Source organism: Vibrio toranzoniae (assembly GCF_024347655.1).
Classification (GTDB): domain Bacteria; phylum Pseudomonadota; class Gammaproteobacteria; order Enterobacterales; family Vibrionaceae; genus Vibrio; species Vibrio toranzoniae.
This window is the reverse complement of record NZ_AP025514.1, coordinates 2,157,644-2,171,856: the sequence shown is the minus strand read 5'-3', so window position 1 is coordinate 2,171,856 and position 14,213 is coordinate 2,157,644. Positions and strand designations below refer to the sequence as shown.

Annotated in this window: 9 protein-coding genes and 6 tRNA genes; 5 read left to right on the top strand and 10 right to left on the bottom strand. The window is 41.5% G+C overall.

Annotated elements, in window-relative coordinates; genetic code table 11:
• Nucleotides 1–103 precede the first annotated feature (103 nt).
• Complete coding sequence (locus OCU50_RS09705) at nucleotides 104–1,012, top strand: Tim44 domain-containing protein (protein WP_060468149.1); 909 nt, start codon at nucleotides 104–106, stop codon at nucleotides 1,010–1,012.
• A 581-nt stretch (nucleotides 1,013–1,593) separates the two neighbouring features.
• Here OCU50_RS09705 and OCU50_RS09700 read toward each other — a convergent pair.
• The 6 genes from OCU50_RS09700 to OCU50_RS09675 all read right to left on the bottom strand — a co-directional run bounded on the left by OCU50_RS09700 (nucleotide 1,594) and on the right by OCU50_RS09675 (nucleotide 2,613).
• Nucleotides 1,594–1,678: transfer RNA gene (locus tag OCU50_RS09700), tRNA-Tyr, on the bottom strand.
• 102 nt (nucleotides 1,679–1,780) lie between these two features.
• A tRNA-Tyr gene (locus OCU50_RS09695) sits at nucleotides 1,781–1,865 on the bottom strand.
• A 102-nt stretch (nucleotides 1,866–1,967) separates the two neighbouring features.
• A tRNA-Tyr gene (locus tag OCU50_RS09690) sits at nucleotides 1,968–2,052 on the bottom strand.
• Nucleotides 2,053–2,154: 102 nt separating this feature from the next.
• Nucleotides 2,155–2,239: transfer RNA gene (locus OCU50_RS09685), tRNA-Tyr, on the bottom strand.
• Nucleotides 2,240–2,341: 102 nt separating this feature from the next.
• Nucleotides 2,342–2,426: transfer RNA gene (locus OCU50_RS09680), tRNA-Tyr, on the bottom strand.
• A gap of 102 nt (nucleotides 2,427–2,528) precedes the next feature.
• A tRNA-Tyr gene (locus tag OCU50_RS09675) sits at nucleotides 2,529–2,613 on the bottom strand.
• 565 nt (nucleotides 2,614–3,178) lie between these two features.
• Here OCU50_RS09675 and OCU50_RS09670 point away from each other — a divergent pair.
• Both OCU50_RS09670 and vexH read left to right on the top strand, forming a co-directional pair.
• Nucleotides 3,179–4,276 (top strand): efflux RND transporter periplasmic adaptor subunit, encoded by a 1,098-nt coding sequence (locus OCU50_RS09670; protein ID WP_060468144.1) that lies wholly within the window; start codon nucleotides 3,179–3,181, stop codon nucleotides 4,274–4,276.
• Nucleotides 4,276–7,389: a vibriobactin export RND transporter permease subunit VexH gene (vexH, locus tag OCU50_RS09665; RefSeq protein WP_060468143.1), complete on the top strand. Its 3,114-nt coding sequence runs from the start codon at nucleotides 4,276–4,278 to the stop codon at nucleotides 7,387–7,389. The genes OCU50_RS09670 and vexH overlap by 1 nt, the downstream gene beginning before the upstream one ends.
• A gap of 95 nt (nucleotides 7,390–7,484) precedes the next feature.
• Here vexH and OCU50_RS09660 read toward each other — a convergent pair whose 3' ends face one another.
• Nucleotides 7,485–7,808, bottom strand: coding sequence for a DUF1244 domain-containing protein (locus OCU50_RS09660; RefSeq protein WP_017056962.1), 324 nt, complete (start codon nucleotides 7,806–7,808; stop codon nucleotides 7,485–7,487).
• A gap of 247 nt (nucleotides 7,809–8,055) precedes the next feature.
• Entirely contained in the window at nucleotides 8,056–9,396 is a 1,341-nt protein-coding gene (locus tag OCU50_RS09655; protein ID WP_060468142.1) for an aminotransferase-like domain-containing protein, read from the bottom strand.
• Between the two features lie 405 nt (nucleotides 9,397–9,801).
• Between OCU50_RS09655 and OCU50_RS09650 the strand changes: the two genes are divergently transcribed.
• Both OCU50_RS09650 and OCU50_RS09645 read left to right on the top strand, forming a co-directional pair.
• Complete coding sequence (locus OCU50_RS09650) at nucleotides 9,802–10,674, top strand: NAD(P)-dependent oxidoreductase (protein WP_060468141.1); 873 nt, start codon at nucleotides 9,802–9,804, stop codon at nucleotides 10,672–10,674.
• Between the two features lie 21 nt (nucleotides 10,675–10,695).
• The gene (locus OCU50_RS09645) at nucleotides 10,696–11,478 is read left to right on the top strand and encodes a sulfite exporter TauE/SafE family protein (protein ID WP_060468140.1); all 783 of its coding nucleotides are present in this window, start codon (nucleotides 10,696–10,698) and stop codon (nucleotides 11,476–11,478) included.
• A 442-nt stretch (nucleotides 11,479–11,920) separates the two neighbouring features.
• Here the strand turns inward: OCU50_RS09645 and OCU50_RS09640 are convergent, their stop codons facing one another.
• Nucleotides 11,921–12,556 (bottom strand): CatB-related O-acetyltransferase, encoded by a 636-nt coding sequence (locus OCU50_RS09640; protein WP_060468148.1) that lies wholly within the window; start codon nucleotides 12,554–12,556, stop codon nucleotides 11,921–11,923.
• A 482-nt stretch (nucleotides 12,557–13,038) separates the two neighbouring features.
• Entirely contained in the window at nucleotides 13,039–13,899 is an 861-nt protein-coding gene (gene bla / locus OCU50_RS09635; protein ID WP_060468139.1) for a class A beta-lactamase, read from the bottom strand.
• Nucleotides 13,900–14,213: the final 314 nt, after the last annotated feature.

The window sequence follows — 14,213 nt, the reverse complement described above, 5'->3', positions numbered from 1 at the left end:
CGCAATATTATGATACATGTGTAAATGCCGTGAATATTTCATTGTTCTTTGTTAACGAGTATGATGAAAGGGTCGAAAGATAAAAAACCTATAAAGGATAATAATGAAACGATTTTTCTCACTAGTCGCGATCCTGTTGGTAACAGTCGCGGTGACGCCAATCGCAGAAGCGAAAAAGTTTGGTGGTGGTAAGTCATTTGGCAAAAGCTTTAAAACGGCTCCAGCACCAAAACAACAAAACACGAATTCGATCCGACAAGATCAAACCGGTAAGAAAGCAGCAGCTAACTCTAGCAAGAAAGGCCTTATGGGCGGTCTGCTAGGTGGTTTACTTGCTGGTGGTCTTTTAGCGGCATTCTTTGGTGGCGCCTTTGAAGGTATCCAGTTTATGGATATTCTGATCATGGGTCTGATTGCTTTCCTAGCGTTTAAGTTCCTACGCGGAATGCTGGGTGCGAAGCAGGGCTCAATGAATCAGCAGAATGCACGTGGTCAACAGCCTGCATTCGGCGGTATGAATCAGAACAAGTTTGAGCAATCAAAGCAACAACCAAATGTTCATAACTTCGAGCAAGCACAACCTCAATCACAAGGCACTGCTGGTGGCTTCGGTTTTGGTGCACAAAGCGATGTACCACATAACTACCCACCGGGCTTTGATCAAGCGGCCTTCATCAATGGCTCTCGTGAACACTACCGTACACTGCAAGGTGCATGGAACCACAACGAGCTAAACACGATTGAAGAGTACGTGTCTCCAAGCCTGTTTGAAGACCTAAAAGCTGAGCGTAATAAGCTAGACGGTGATCAGCACACAGACGTAATGTACGTTGATGCTGAAATCGTTCGAGCTGACCACGACGGTAGCAAAGCACAACTAAGCCTACAGTTTAGTGGTCGTTACCGCGATACCGCGGATGGCATCGAAGAAGATATCACTGATATCTGGCACTTAGAGCGCGATCTAACCACTAACAATGCGCCTTGGCTAATTGTTGGTATTCAAGGTTAATCTCGATAGTTAACTAAAAATGAATTAGCTAGACATTACTTTGATTATTGAAAGCCCCTACGGAGAAATCTGTAGGGGCTTTTTTGTGTCTGGTTGTATAGAACTGTAAGTTTTCAGAAGAGAGTTTTTCTAGGGCATTACGATAATGCGGCTCTCTGGATTCTCCTCATTTGTAGTAAAACAGTATCATCACGACAATTATTTAGAGTGATACTTTGTGCTAACGGTGAATTAGGCTGAACCAAGTTACTCATTCTATTTAGATATTCAATCGGGGTATCTAACCAAGATAGAGGTGTTAATCGTGACGACTGAGTTTTCGGACCGATAGTAGAACCTGAAATATCACTGCATCAGAAACAACAAATAGTTGAAGAGTATGAGTAGCTTATTTCTACCAATGGCTTAGGTTGCGCCTCTTCTTTAGATTGTGGATGTCACTGGGAAGTATGGGAAATGATTTCCAAGAGATTACAGTCTTGCAGTGAGAACTGCGGGTAGGTGTCCGAAGTGTTGAACTTAGAAACGAAAAAAGCCAACTCAACGAGTTGGCTTTTCGAATTTCCAATTAAGGAAGAATATGGTGGAGGGAGACGGATTCGAACCATCGAAGGCAGTGCCGGCAGATTTACAGTCTGCTCCCTTTGGCCACTCGGGAACCCCTCCAGGGTGTGTCTTACTTCTCACAAAGTAAGCCTAAATTGATGTTTTCCCATAAGCCCATCAATCAGGTTGTTCTCTTAACTCTCGAAAGAGGTAAGAAGAATATGGTGGAGGGAGACGGATTCGAACCATCGAAGGCAGTGCCGGCAGATTTACAGTCTGCTCCCTTTGGCCACTCGGGAACCCCTCCAGGGTGTGTCTTACTTTTCACAAAGTAAGCCTAAATTGATGTTTTCCCATAAGCCCATCAATCAGGTTGTTCTCTTAACTCTCGAAAGAGGTAAGAAGAATATGGTGGAGGGAGACGGATTCGAACCATCGAAGGCAGTGCCGGCAGATTTACAGTCTGCTCCCTTTGGCCACTCGGGAACCCCTCCAGGGTGTGTCTTACTTTTCACAAAGTAAGCCTAAATTGATGTTTTCCCATAAGCCCATCAATCAGGTTGTTCTCTTAACTCTCGAAAGAGGTAAGAAGAATATGGTGGAGGGAGACGGATTCGAACCATCGAAGGCAGTGCCGGCAGATTTACAGTCTGCTCCCTTTGGCCACTCGGGAACCCCTCCAGGGTGTGTCTTACTTTTCACAAAGTAAGCCTAAATTGATGTTTTCCCATAAGCCCATCAATCAGGTTGTTCTCTTAACTCTCGAAAGAGGTAAGAAGAATATGGTGGAGGGAGACGGATTCGAACCATCGAAGGCAGTGCCGGCAGATTTACAGTCTGCTCCCTTTGGCCACTCGGGAACCCCTCCAGGGTGTGTCTTACTTTTCACAAAGTAAGCCTAAATTGATGTTTTCCCATAAGCCCATCAATCAGGTTGTTCTCTTAACTCTCGAAAGAGGTAAGAAGAATATGGTGGAGGGAGACGGATTCGAACCATCGAAGGCAGTGCCGGCAGATTTACAGTCTGCTCCCTTTGGCCACTCGGGAACCCCTCCAGGGTGTTTTTTCCTAACTCATAATGGATAGGCTAAAGAGATGTTTTTCCCAACGCATCTCTCAAGTGCGGAGCGCATCATAGCAAACACGTTAAACCTGTAAAGAGTTTTTCTTATTGTTTTGTGTTGAATGCTGCCTTTTTGGGCAAAGATGGCGAAAAGTACGCATATTGCTCGGGAAGTGAACATCTGTACTAAGGTTTACGTATTAATAGGTAACACCTTGAGGTGATTGGCTTTCTGTATTGTGTTCTATGTGTCCAAAATGTGATGAAACGTAAATGGAATTTAATCTAGATTTACACTTCTTGACGTTACAGCATTCATCAGTTGATAGAATACGATTAATTTCATTTATAGATAATAATACCAATCGTAGTAAATCAAGGTGTCATCCTAGCTTGTTAAAATGCTCGATAACGGCGTTAGAATTTTTGATTGTAGAATAACTACTTATCGTAGCTATCAGTTGAAAAGAGCTGCCTTGTTCTCAAGCCTTTTTCCTGCGCTATTTCTGACCACTTGCTCACTGTGATTGGTATAACCTTACTTGCAGACCATTATTATGAAGCGTAAATCTGTTTTACCCCTCTTTATCTTGTCGATTGTTATGGCGTCTCCAACCACACTAGCAAAACTGATGGGCCCAAGCGCTGTCACTGTTGTTACTGAACAGGTCGATGTCCATCAAGTTAGTCAGTCTCTTTCTTTGGTCGGTAAGTTAGAAGCCGAGCAATCTGTGATCATTACTTCTGAAGTAGCGGGTAGGGTTGACTCTATCAACATCAAAGCTAATCAAGATGTCACTAAAGGACAGATGTTGGTCCAATTAGATGACGACAAAGCCAAAGCCGCGGTTGCAGAGGCGCAAGCGTACCTAAAAGATGAGCAACGTAAGCTGGCGGAATTTCAACGATTAGTAAAACGTAACGCGATTACGCAAACTGAAATTGATGCGCAGAAAACCAATGTTGAGATTGCGAATGCTCGATTGGCTGCCGCAAATGCCAATCTTAAAGATCTTCATATCAGTGCTCCCTTCTCTGGTACCGTCGGCTTTATTGACTTTAGCCGCGGTAAAATGGTGACATCTGGTACTGAACTTGTGACCTTAGATGATCTATCTGTCATGCAGTTAGATCTCCAAATTCCTGAGCGTTACCTTTCTAAATTGTCTAAAGGCATGACAGTAACGGCTCGCACTAGTGCATGGGGTGATACTCAGTTCACTGGCACAGTGGTTGGCATTGATTCACGTATCAACGCTGAAACCTTGAATTTACGAGTTCGAATCCACTTTGATAACAACAATGATTACTTGAAACCGGGCATGTTAGTGGCAGCTAATATGGACTTCCCACCAGTTGAAGCACCGATTATCCCGGTTCAAGCATTGGAGTACTCTGGTACGAAGCGTTTTGTTTATGTGATTGGCGAAGATAACAAGGCAACTCGAACAGAAGTGTTCTTGGGTGCGCGTATCGATAACGAAGTCGTGATTGATAAAGGTATCGAGATTGGTCAGAAGATCGTGGTGCAAGGCATCGTGAATATGCGCGATGGTGTGTTGGTTCAAGAACTCGCCGTTAATCACTCATCTAAACTTGATGGCGTTACAGCTAATCTTGATGTAAATACAGCAACACAAGAAGGCGCTAACTAATGTTGTTATCTGATGTTTCAGTCAAGAGACCAGTAGCAGCTATCGTACTGAGCTTGCTTTTGGTTGTGTTTGGTCTTGTATCGTTTAGTAAGCTCGCAGTTCGTGAGATGCCAGATATTGAAAGCCCGGTAGTATCGATTAGTACTCGATATGAAGGGGCATCAGCCACCATCATTGAGAGCCAGATTACTTCTAATCTTGAAGACCAGCTCTCCGGCATTAGCGGTATCGATGAAATTGAGTCGACTACCCGAAATGGCTCTTCACGAATCACCATTACCTTTGAGTTGGGTTATGATCTAAATACCGGTGTGAGTGATGTGCGTGATGCAGTAGCTCGAGCACAGCGATCGTTACCTGATGAAGCCGACGATCCAATTGTCTATAAGAACAATGGTAGTGGTGAAGCATCGGTTTACATCAACCTCAGCTCAACCGAGATGGACCGAACGCAGTTAACCGATTACACCGAACGCGTGTTGATTGATCGCTTTAGTTTGATCTCTGGTGTAAGTTCAGTGGATATTTCTGGCGGCTTGTACAAAGTAATGTACGTGAAGCTGAAACCTGCTGAGATGGCGGGACGTGGCGTAACTGCTTCTGATATTACATCGGCATTAAACAGTGAGAACATTGAAAGCCCGGGTGGTGAAGTGCGTAACGATGCAATTGTGATGTCGGTTCGTACTGCTCGTTCGTATACCCAAGCAAAAGATTTTGAATACTTAGTAGTAAAACGAGCTTCAGATAACACACCTATCTACTTGAAAGACGTGGCTGATGTTTACATTGGCGCAGAAAATGAAAACTCAACCTTTAAAAGTGACGGCGTGGTTAACGTCAGTATGGGCATTGTGCCTCAGTCAGATGCGAACCCACTTGAGGTTGCTGACTTAGTACATAAGGAAGTTGAGGCGATTCAAAAATTCTTGCCTGATGGTACTCGTCTAGCGGTGGATTATGATTCAACCGTCTTTATCGATCGTTCGATCTCAGAGGTATACAGCACACTCTTCGTTACGGGTGGTTTGGTTATCCTTGTGCTATACGTCTTTATTGGCCAAGCACGTGCAACCCTGATCCCTGCGGTGACGGTTCCTGTCTCTTTGATCTCGTCGTTTATTGCGGCGTACTACTTCGGCTTCTCTATCAACCTGATTACCTTGATGGCACTGATCCTGTCTATCGGTCTGGTGGTAGATGATGCCATCGTGGTAGTAGAGAACATTTTCCACCACATTGAACGTGGTGAATCGCCGCTGCTTGCCGCTTATAAAGGCACGCGTGAAGTAGGCTTTGCGGTAATCGCAACCACGCTAGTTCTGGTCATGGTGTTCCTACCAATCTCGTTCATGGATGGCATGGTTGGCCTGTTGTTTACTGAGTTCTCGGTACTGTTGGCGATGTCGGTGATCTTCTCGTCTGTGGTGGCATTAACGCTAACACCAGTCCTGGGCAGCAAGATTTTAAAAGCGAATGTGAAACCGAACCATTTCAATAGATTCGTTGAACGCATTTTTGGCAAGCTAGAAGGTGGTTACAAAGCGGTATTACGTCGTGCTCTACATTGGCGTTGGGCGGCTCCAATCATCATTATCGCTTGTATGGGCGGCAGTTATGGGTTGATGCAGCAAGTGCCTTCGCAACTAACTCCGCAAGAAGACCGTGGCGTTATCTTTGCGTTTGTTCGTGGTGCTGATGCAACCAGTTATAACCGTATGTCTGCCAACATGGACATTGTTGAAGAGCGCTTAATGCCCTTGCTTGGTCAAGGTTTCTTGAAATCATTCAGCATTCAATCACCAGCGTTTGGTGGTAATGCGGGTGACCAAACAGGTTTCGTTATCATGATCCTAGAAGATTGGGACGAGCGAGATGTGACGGCGCAAGAAGCATTGAACGAAGTTCGAAAATCTTTGAATGGTATTCCTGATGTGCGTGTATTCCCGTTCATGCCAGGTTTCCAAGGCGGCTCTAGTGAGCCAGTACAATTTGTGTTGGGTGGCTCTGATTACTCGGAATTACAAAAGTGGGGCGAAATATTAAAGCAAGCGGCTGAAGACTCTCCAATGATGGAAGGTGCGGATATCGATTACTCTGAGAAAACACCAGAGTTATTGGTTACGGTAGACAAACAGCGTGCAGCAGAGCTGGGTGTGAGCGTCTTAGACATTTCAGATACATTAGAAATCATGCTTGGTGGTAAGAGTGAAACAACGTTTGTTGAACGCGGTGAAGAGTATGATGTTTACCTACGTGGTGATGAGAATAGCTTTAACAATGCGAATGACTTGAGTCAAATTTACATGCGAACTCAGTCTGGCGAGCTAGTGACGCTCGATACGCTAACGCACATTGAAGAAGTCGCATCGTCGATTCGTTTGTCGCACTACAATAAGCAGAAATCGGTGACCATCAAAGCGAACCTAATGGAAGGTTATACGCTGGGTGATGCTCTGGATTTCCTTGATCAACAAGCGATTGAGCAGCTACCGGGTGACATATCAGTGAGCTACTCGGGGGAATCAAAAGACTTCAAAGAGAACCAATCAAGCATCCTAATTGTGTTTGCACTAGCTATGTTGGTGGCGTATTTGGTATTGGCCGCGCAGTTTGAGAGCTTCATTAACCCACTGGTGGTGATGTTCACTGTACCTATGGGTATCTTTGGTGGCTTCTTAGGCTTGGTGTTGATGAGTCAAGGTCTCAACGTATACAGCCAGATTGGTATGATCATGTTGATCGGTATGGTGACTAAGAACGGTATTTTGATCGTGGAGTTTGCTAACCAACTGCGTGACCGTGGTATTGAGTTTGAAAAGGCGATCATCGACGCTTCAGCGCGACGTTTGCGCCCAATCTTAATGACGGCGTTTACGACGCTAGCAGGTGCGATTCCATTGATTACCTCGACAGGGGCTGGCTATGAAAGCCGAGTCGCTGTGGGTACGGTTATCTTCTTTGGTATGGGCTTTGCGACCTTAGTTACTCTGTTCGTTATCCCTGCGATGTATCGCCTGATTTCTGGCTCAACACGCTCTCCGGGTCACGTGGAAGCGGAGCTTAATAAAGAGCTTAGTCATGACAACGTGGGAAGAAGTTCTCATGGTTAATGAACTCGCACGGTTAATGAGCTCGGAATAGTGTAACAATATTGAAAGCCTGCGTTTGCTCCTAGCGAATTGCAGGCTTTTATAGTATGGACACTTTATTTCTTTTTTGCCTGGCTAGCTTCAAATGCTTTTAATTGCTCTGGAGTCGCTTTTGGTTGGTGGTTACTCTTCCATTCGTCATATGTCATCCCATAGACACGTTCTCGAGCGTCGTCTAAATTCAGGTCAGCGCCTATAGATTCAGCTTCAGCAGCATACCATTTGCTAAAACAATTTCGGCAGAAGCCCGCTAAAATCATTAAGTCTATATTAGCGACCTCTTTATTAGAGTCTAAATGCGCCAATAGTCGACGAAATGCTGCAGCATCTAGCTTATCTTGTTCTTCTTGGGTTAGTTGTTTATATTTAAATTGCGCCACAATCTCTTCCTTTTATGAGTTTTATTGTCTATGAGTATTGAGTCTACATTGCTAGGTTATTGATGCAAAGACTCGACTCATCATCTCTGATAACGATATTTGCCTCTGTTTTCCTGATGATTCAATTGGGTTGAGGTTTTATCATAATGTGGAGAGCTTGTGTTTACTGGTATGGTGGCGATTCAAAAGGGTAGGCTCACCAAGCTAATTTACACCTTAGTTACTTCAAAACCATTTGTTCGATTCCTTAATATGGGAAAAAGCCATTAATGTCAGAGTCCAATAATCGTTGGAGCTGATTCAAACCATCTCTCAATCGAGTCTCATTCCCAATAGACATCAAAGATAATCTGACATGTGGCGTACTTTCATTATTTGCACAGAAGTAACTACCGCTAGTAACTATTACACCTCGGTTTTTGGCTTCCATAGCAAATCGATCTGGCTGCCAATGAGCAGGTAGTGGTAACCAAATATGATATCCAGACGCCGTGAACTCTATAGAAGTAAAAATCTCCCTCACCATCTTCTGCCTTTCATTCGCAACTTCTCTTTGTTGATCCGCTAACCGAAAAGCATCACCGGATTCAATCAACAAAGTCGCTGCAATAAAATTAATTGGAGACGCAAGCCAAATGTTAGTCCTAATATTAGCATTGAGAGCTGTTATCTGACTTTCTGGGGCTTTTAAGTAACCACAACGCATAGCAGGGCTGATAGCTTTAGATAGTGCCGAAATGTGGAACGTATAATCTGGAGCAAAATTAGCTATTGGAGGTATTGGTTCATCATCTAAAAAGCAATAAATATCATCTTCAACTAACCACACTCTCTTATCGTTAATAACTTGTGCTATTTCCTTTTTTCGGGATTCAGGCATTGAGAGTCCTGTTGGGTTCTGATGGCTAGGAACTGTTATCACCATGGCGGCTTGGTGTGCATCAATTTCACTCGCCAAAGCTTTTGGACATAAACCATACTCATCAAGATCGACACCAATTACATGACGGTCTGACATGTTTACAATGGCCAGAATGCCTGGGTAGGTAAGTCGTTCGACTAGAATAGTATCACCAGGCTTTGTTAAAGCATCAATGAGTAAAGACAAAGCGTGTTGAGCCCCATTCGTCAATAACATATTCCCGCTGTTTGCTCCCTCTAAGCCGTATTTTTCCGCCCATTTAACCCCAGCCGCTCTATGAGCGTCATGCCCTGAATGTTCAATATATCCAACAACGTCAGAGGTCAGTAAATCCGCTGATTGTCGGTAGGCATTTTTCAACGCAGGTACATTTCTTTCTAGACAGGGTTGAAGTATAGAGAAGTTATAGTTTTCTTCTTTATCGGGAGCTTGGATGGCTTTATCAAGTTCTGAGTTAGCTCGAACGAACGTACCGCGTCCAATAAATGACTCCAAGCACCCTTTGTCATTAAGCAACTTATAAGCTTTTGCAACGGTTGCAGGTGTAGTGCCTAGCTCCTTTGCAAGTAATCGATGAGTGGGTAGCTTTGAGCTTGGCGGGAACTCACCTGTTTCAATTTTCTGCTCTATAACTTCTGCGATATGAATGAATTTACTATTGCTCACAAGGTGCCTCCCCGGACAATCCTGGTTTTTAATCGATTATAACATATGTCTTTTTAGTTTTTACTCTTTTAAATAAAAACAAAACCCCACATTGACATAGTTCAATTTAAGAAATAATCTATACTTAAACAATATTGATATAACTCAATATAAACTATAACAACATCAAATTAGGCTTAAGAAATGCTAAAAGAAAAGGTAGGGACACTTAAAAAACAAAGTGTTCAAGAAGTACATTACTGATCATTAAGAACCAACGGCTTTTACATAGCCGTGAAGGTTTTAAATCCAGATCGGATGGTTCAGACCGCTGGCTAGCTCGCCTGTTTGGGATGAGTACATTAGAGCGTATCGTTCCAGCCTTCCCAGAATTTCAACATATTGGAAAAGATTAAGGAAAATAAAATGAAATCAAACAACGTCGCTTTTATTGGTTTAGGTGTAATGGGTTTTCCAATGGCGGGTCATCTTGCAAAAGCAGGGTACAAGACCAAAGTGTTTAATCGTACAGAAAGCAAAGCAAAATTATGGGCGCAAGAATTTTCTGGTGAATACCAGCCAACTCCAGGGTTAGCTGCGACTAACTGTGACATTGTGTTTTTATGCGTAGGGAATGATGACGACGTAAGAAGTGTTGTATATGGCGAAGACGGTGTACTCGCAAGTATGGTTACAGGCTCTGTTTTGGTTGACCACACGACAACATCTGCAGAGCTTGCAGAGGAATTGGCCAGGGCATGTATGGAAAAGAATGTTTCGTTTATCGATGCTCCAGTATCAGGTGGTCAGGCAGGAGCTGAAAATGCAGCTCTGACAATTATGTGTGGTGGTGAGCAAACGGTTTTTGAACACGTAGAGCCCGTGATGCAAAGTTATGGTAAGCAATCGACTTTAATGGGTAAAAATGGGCAGGGACAGCGCAGTAAGATGGTTAATCAAATCTGTATTGCAGGTGTATTAAAAGGGCTAAGCGAAGGTCTCCTTCTGGCAAAAAAAGCAGATCTCAATATTAACCAATTAGTTGATGTATTAAAGCATGGTGCCGCAGGTTCGTGGCAAATGGAGAATAGAACCGTGACTATGTCGCAAGATAAGTTCGATTTTGGTTTTGCTATTGACTGGATGCATAAAGATCTCAGCATTTGCCTAAATGAAGCTAATAAGATGGGTGTTACGCTTCCGCTAACAGAAAAAGTAGACAGTGAATATCAAACTCTACAGCAGCAAGGTTTTGGTCGCATGGATACCTCTGTACTTTTCAAAATCTACGATCGATAACTTCGACAGGAACTTTTCAGTATGGAACTCTTCGGTAACGACATTACACTTTTGATACTAATAGCATTAATGGTATCGGCTTTTGCGGCCGGTTTTATTGACTCCGTAGCTGGCGGTGGAGGGCTAATCTTAGTTCCTTCATTTATCCTTGCAGGATTACCGCCTCAATTGGCTCTGGGGCAAGAAAAAATTGTCAGCACATTAGGTACTATCGCAGCTATTCGAAATTTTGTTCGAAATAAGAAAGTAATTTGGACCGCAGCGGCAACTGGTATCCCAGCCGGCCTCATTGGTGCGTATGCGGGTGCACAAGCGATCCTTTACTTTGACCCTGACACAATCGGAAAAATCATTCTTTTTATGCTTCCGTTCGGAATTATTTTATCTTTCATTCCTAAGAAGAATCGTAATGAAGAAAATTCAGACCCAATCAACAAACAAGTCATTTTATTTGGCGTTCCAGCCGCTGTATTTGTCATTGGTTTTTATGACGGATTTTTTGGTCCAGGTACAGGTAGCTTTTTAATTCTAGCCTTACATTACTTACTTAGATTCGATTTAGTTTCGGCATCAGCGACTTCAAAGCTGTTTAACTTTTCTTCCAACATAGGCGCATTATTCGCATTTATGATTGCAGGTAATGTCCTATATATGCTGGCAATACCTTTAGCAGCAATGAATTTACTTGGTAACCATGTCGGGAGTTCATCGGCCATGAAGTATGGTGCCAAACTGATTCAACGGACCATATCAGTCTCACTCACTCTACTGATGATTTCGCTAGGTTATAAATTCCTGCTCTAAAAACTAGCCAGCAAAAGTCTACACAATGGAATTCTCATTCAATGCGGATGAGAGTTCTCGTATTAATCTACGATCACATGATCAACTATATGAAAGATTTGATAAAGGCTGAACCTAATATTGACTCACTTCTTCCCCATTAAAATCGTGCTGACTCATCAAAAAGGAGTCATTATGGTTATCTTGAATAAAACGAAACGAAGTGGGGTCAAAAGACTTTTAGGGTAGGGGTAATTTGGCGTAGACAGCCAGATTATAAACTGAAAGTAGTTTGATACATATTACGTTCCGTTGTCTTTGAACCTTTACTTGAGATGTTATCCCTATGATTAAATGAGTAACGAGCTAGTCAAAATAAATCCATCAAACTACGTTCACGTCCTAGCATGGTGTAAGTACATTTACCACCATATCAATATGACAAGTTTATATCAGGTATATATCATATACTCGAATCATAAATAGAAGCTGACTTTTTTAACGAATCAATATTAGAAGAGCATAAATCACTTTTAAGAGCTTCGAATTTATCTTCAGACCAATCATAAACTTTTAATTTTAATAGCTCTTCAATGATAGAAGGCTCGAATCTATATTTTAAAAACTTAGCTGGGGAGCCTCCAACAATGCTGTAAGGTGCAACATTCTTCGTAACAAGGCTATTAGCGGCAATAATAGCTCCTTCTCCTATGGAAACTCCCGGCATGATCATACTCCTTATACCGATCCATGCGCCATCCCCAATATGGGTATCTCCTTTTCCAACATAAGCTTGGTCTATGTATTCCATAAAAGGGTAGAGACAAAACCAATCAGCTCTGTGAGTATGATTACCTCCCATTAATATAATGGACTCAGCTCCTATACAAACATAATTGCCAATATGAAGTTTGTCTATTTCCCAAAGAGGTTCCCACTGTTGGCTAACTTCATCACCATGCAAGTATCTGACAACTGATTCCTCGAACCCATTGTCCCAGCAATCGCTATAATAACTATGTTTTCCTTTGATTAAAATATTTGGGTTTGTTACTACTTCATGCAAAAGTTGAGTTTTTGACCAATGTTTTTTTCCCATCATGATATTTCCTTTTGAAAAAATTAAACTGATTTAAAAGTACTGTTGTTGCTGCTGTTTATAGACTGATAATAAGCTATTCGTTATGCATAAAAATTATAGACAACTAAATATACTATAATTTAATTGATGATCCATTAGAATTAAAAAATTTATTTAATATTGTGTTGGCTTCCATACCGAGAAGAAAGCTTGCCACTATGCTATTTAGACTCAGCGAGCGATCGCGTTCATCACTCCAAGGTAAGGTCAAGTCCTCTGGGAGTGTGAACACCAAAAATATAGCGATTGATTACCAGAAGTTATACGTTTCAAACAAGTATTTGAAACAGCATTATGATGATCAAAAAGTACACTAAATGGGGCTGAGTTGTACCTACAGTGAATTGCGCAACAAAGCCATAATAAGTTGATGTATCATGAGCTTGCAGCTAAATAATCAACCCAAATGAAATTGAGTTGATTATTTATAAAGTCTATAGTTATTGATATTTATCAAAAATAACATGACCTAAATCTGCGATAACTTGGTCTCGCTCTGCCATAGATGTACCCTCCTTTCTCACATACATCGCAATGATTACTGGGGAGTTACTTTCTGACCAGGCCAGTGCAATTATACCCCGAACACCATAATCACTTGCACCTGAACGATCAGCAATTGACCAGCCAGAAGGGAGGGATACCCTTAAGAGATTATCAGCAACTTTATTGCCTTCCATCCAGGCTCTTAATTGTTTTTTTGAACTATCTGACAAAACATTGCCCAATAAAATTTTATTTAAACTTGAAGTCATCGCATTTGTTGTCGTTGTATCTCGTATATCATATTCTATATTTTTGGTTAGTTCTGGTTCGTAGCGATCTGAACGCAAAACATCATCACCTATTGAGCGCATAAAATTAGTAAGCCCGTTCGGTCCGCCTCCTGCGGAGATTGTGTAGTTTGCTGCTGTATTATCACTATATGTTAAAGTAGCATCACAAGCCTGCTTTAGTGTTAAATTTCTCCCAACATAATCTTTAGTTACTGGAGAGTAAGTAACGATATCACCTTTCTTTAATTTAATTGAATCATCTAATGATATGATATTTTTATCCGATTTTTCTAGGATATTTGCACATGCTAACGCTTTAATTGTACTATTAAAATGGAAACGTTTATCGCCATGTATTGATTCTTTTTCTCCATTATCGGTCTCTAATACCGTGACTCCGATGCTCCAGCCTAGTTTTTCAAAGTGATGAACTCTATCTTCTAAATTCGTTGCATTTACATTCGATGATAATAAATTTGCTAGTAATAATGATGGAATGAATACATTTTTTAATTTTATTTTCATTTTTTACCTTTAATTAAAATAATATTGTTAGTTCTAGTGTTTTATTTTTAATATATTGAAAATATTTTGTTTAATATGTGATTTTTTAACTTTTTATAATGAATTTGAAAATTACATCTACATTTTAAAATGGTCAAGTCAGGGTTGTGTAAAATAAAAACCTTACTTGTAATATGGTCAGGGTTCTGTGGTCATAAATTAATAACCAAAGGTTATCGGTGCATATTTTTATTCATTAGATATACAATTTTGTATTGTCTATATTATTAATTACTTTTTTAATATAAAGTTTCATATTTTATCGGCTTTGTTGC

Excerpts from the sequence above, each read along its gene's own strand:
- OCU50_RS09705 (WP_060468149.1), top strand. The coding sequence starts at position 104 with ATGAAACGATTTTTCTCACTAGTCGCGATCCTGTTGGTAACAGTCGCG.
- OCU50_RS09670 (WP_060468144.1), top strand. The coding sequence starts at position 3,179 with ATGAAGCGTAAATCTGTTTTACCCCTCTTTATCTTGTCGATTGTTATG.
- vexH (WP_060468143.1), top strand. The coding sequence starts at position 4,276 with ATGTTGTTATCTGATGTTTCAGTCAAGAGACCAGTAGCAGCTATCGTA.
- OCU50_RS09650 (WP_060468141.1), top strand. The coding sequence starts at position 9,802 with ATGAAATCAAACAACGTCGCTTTTATTGGTTTAGGTGTAATGGGTTTT.
- OCU50_RS09645 (WP_060468140.1), top strand. The coding sequence starts at position 10,696 with ATGGAACTCTTCGGTAACGACATTACACTTTTGATACTAATAGCATTA.
- OCU50_RS09640 (WP_060468148.1), bottom strand. The coding sequence starts at position 12,556 with ATGGGAAAAAAACATTGGTCAAAAACTCAACTTTTGCATGAAGTAGTA.
- bla (WP_060468139.1), bottom strand. The coding sequence starts at position 13,899 with ATGAAAATAAAATTAAAAAATGTATTCATTCCATCATTATTACTAGCA.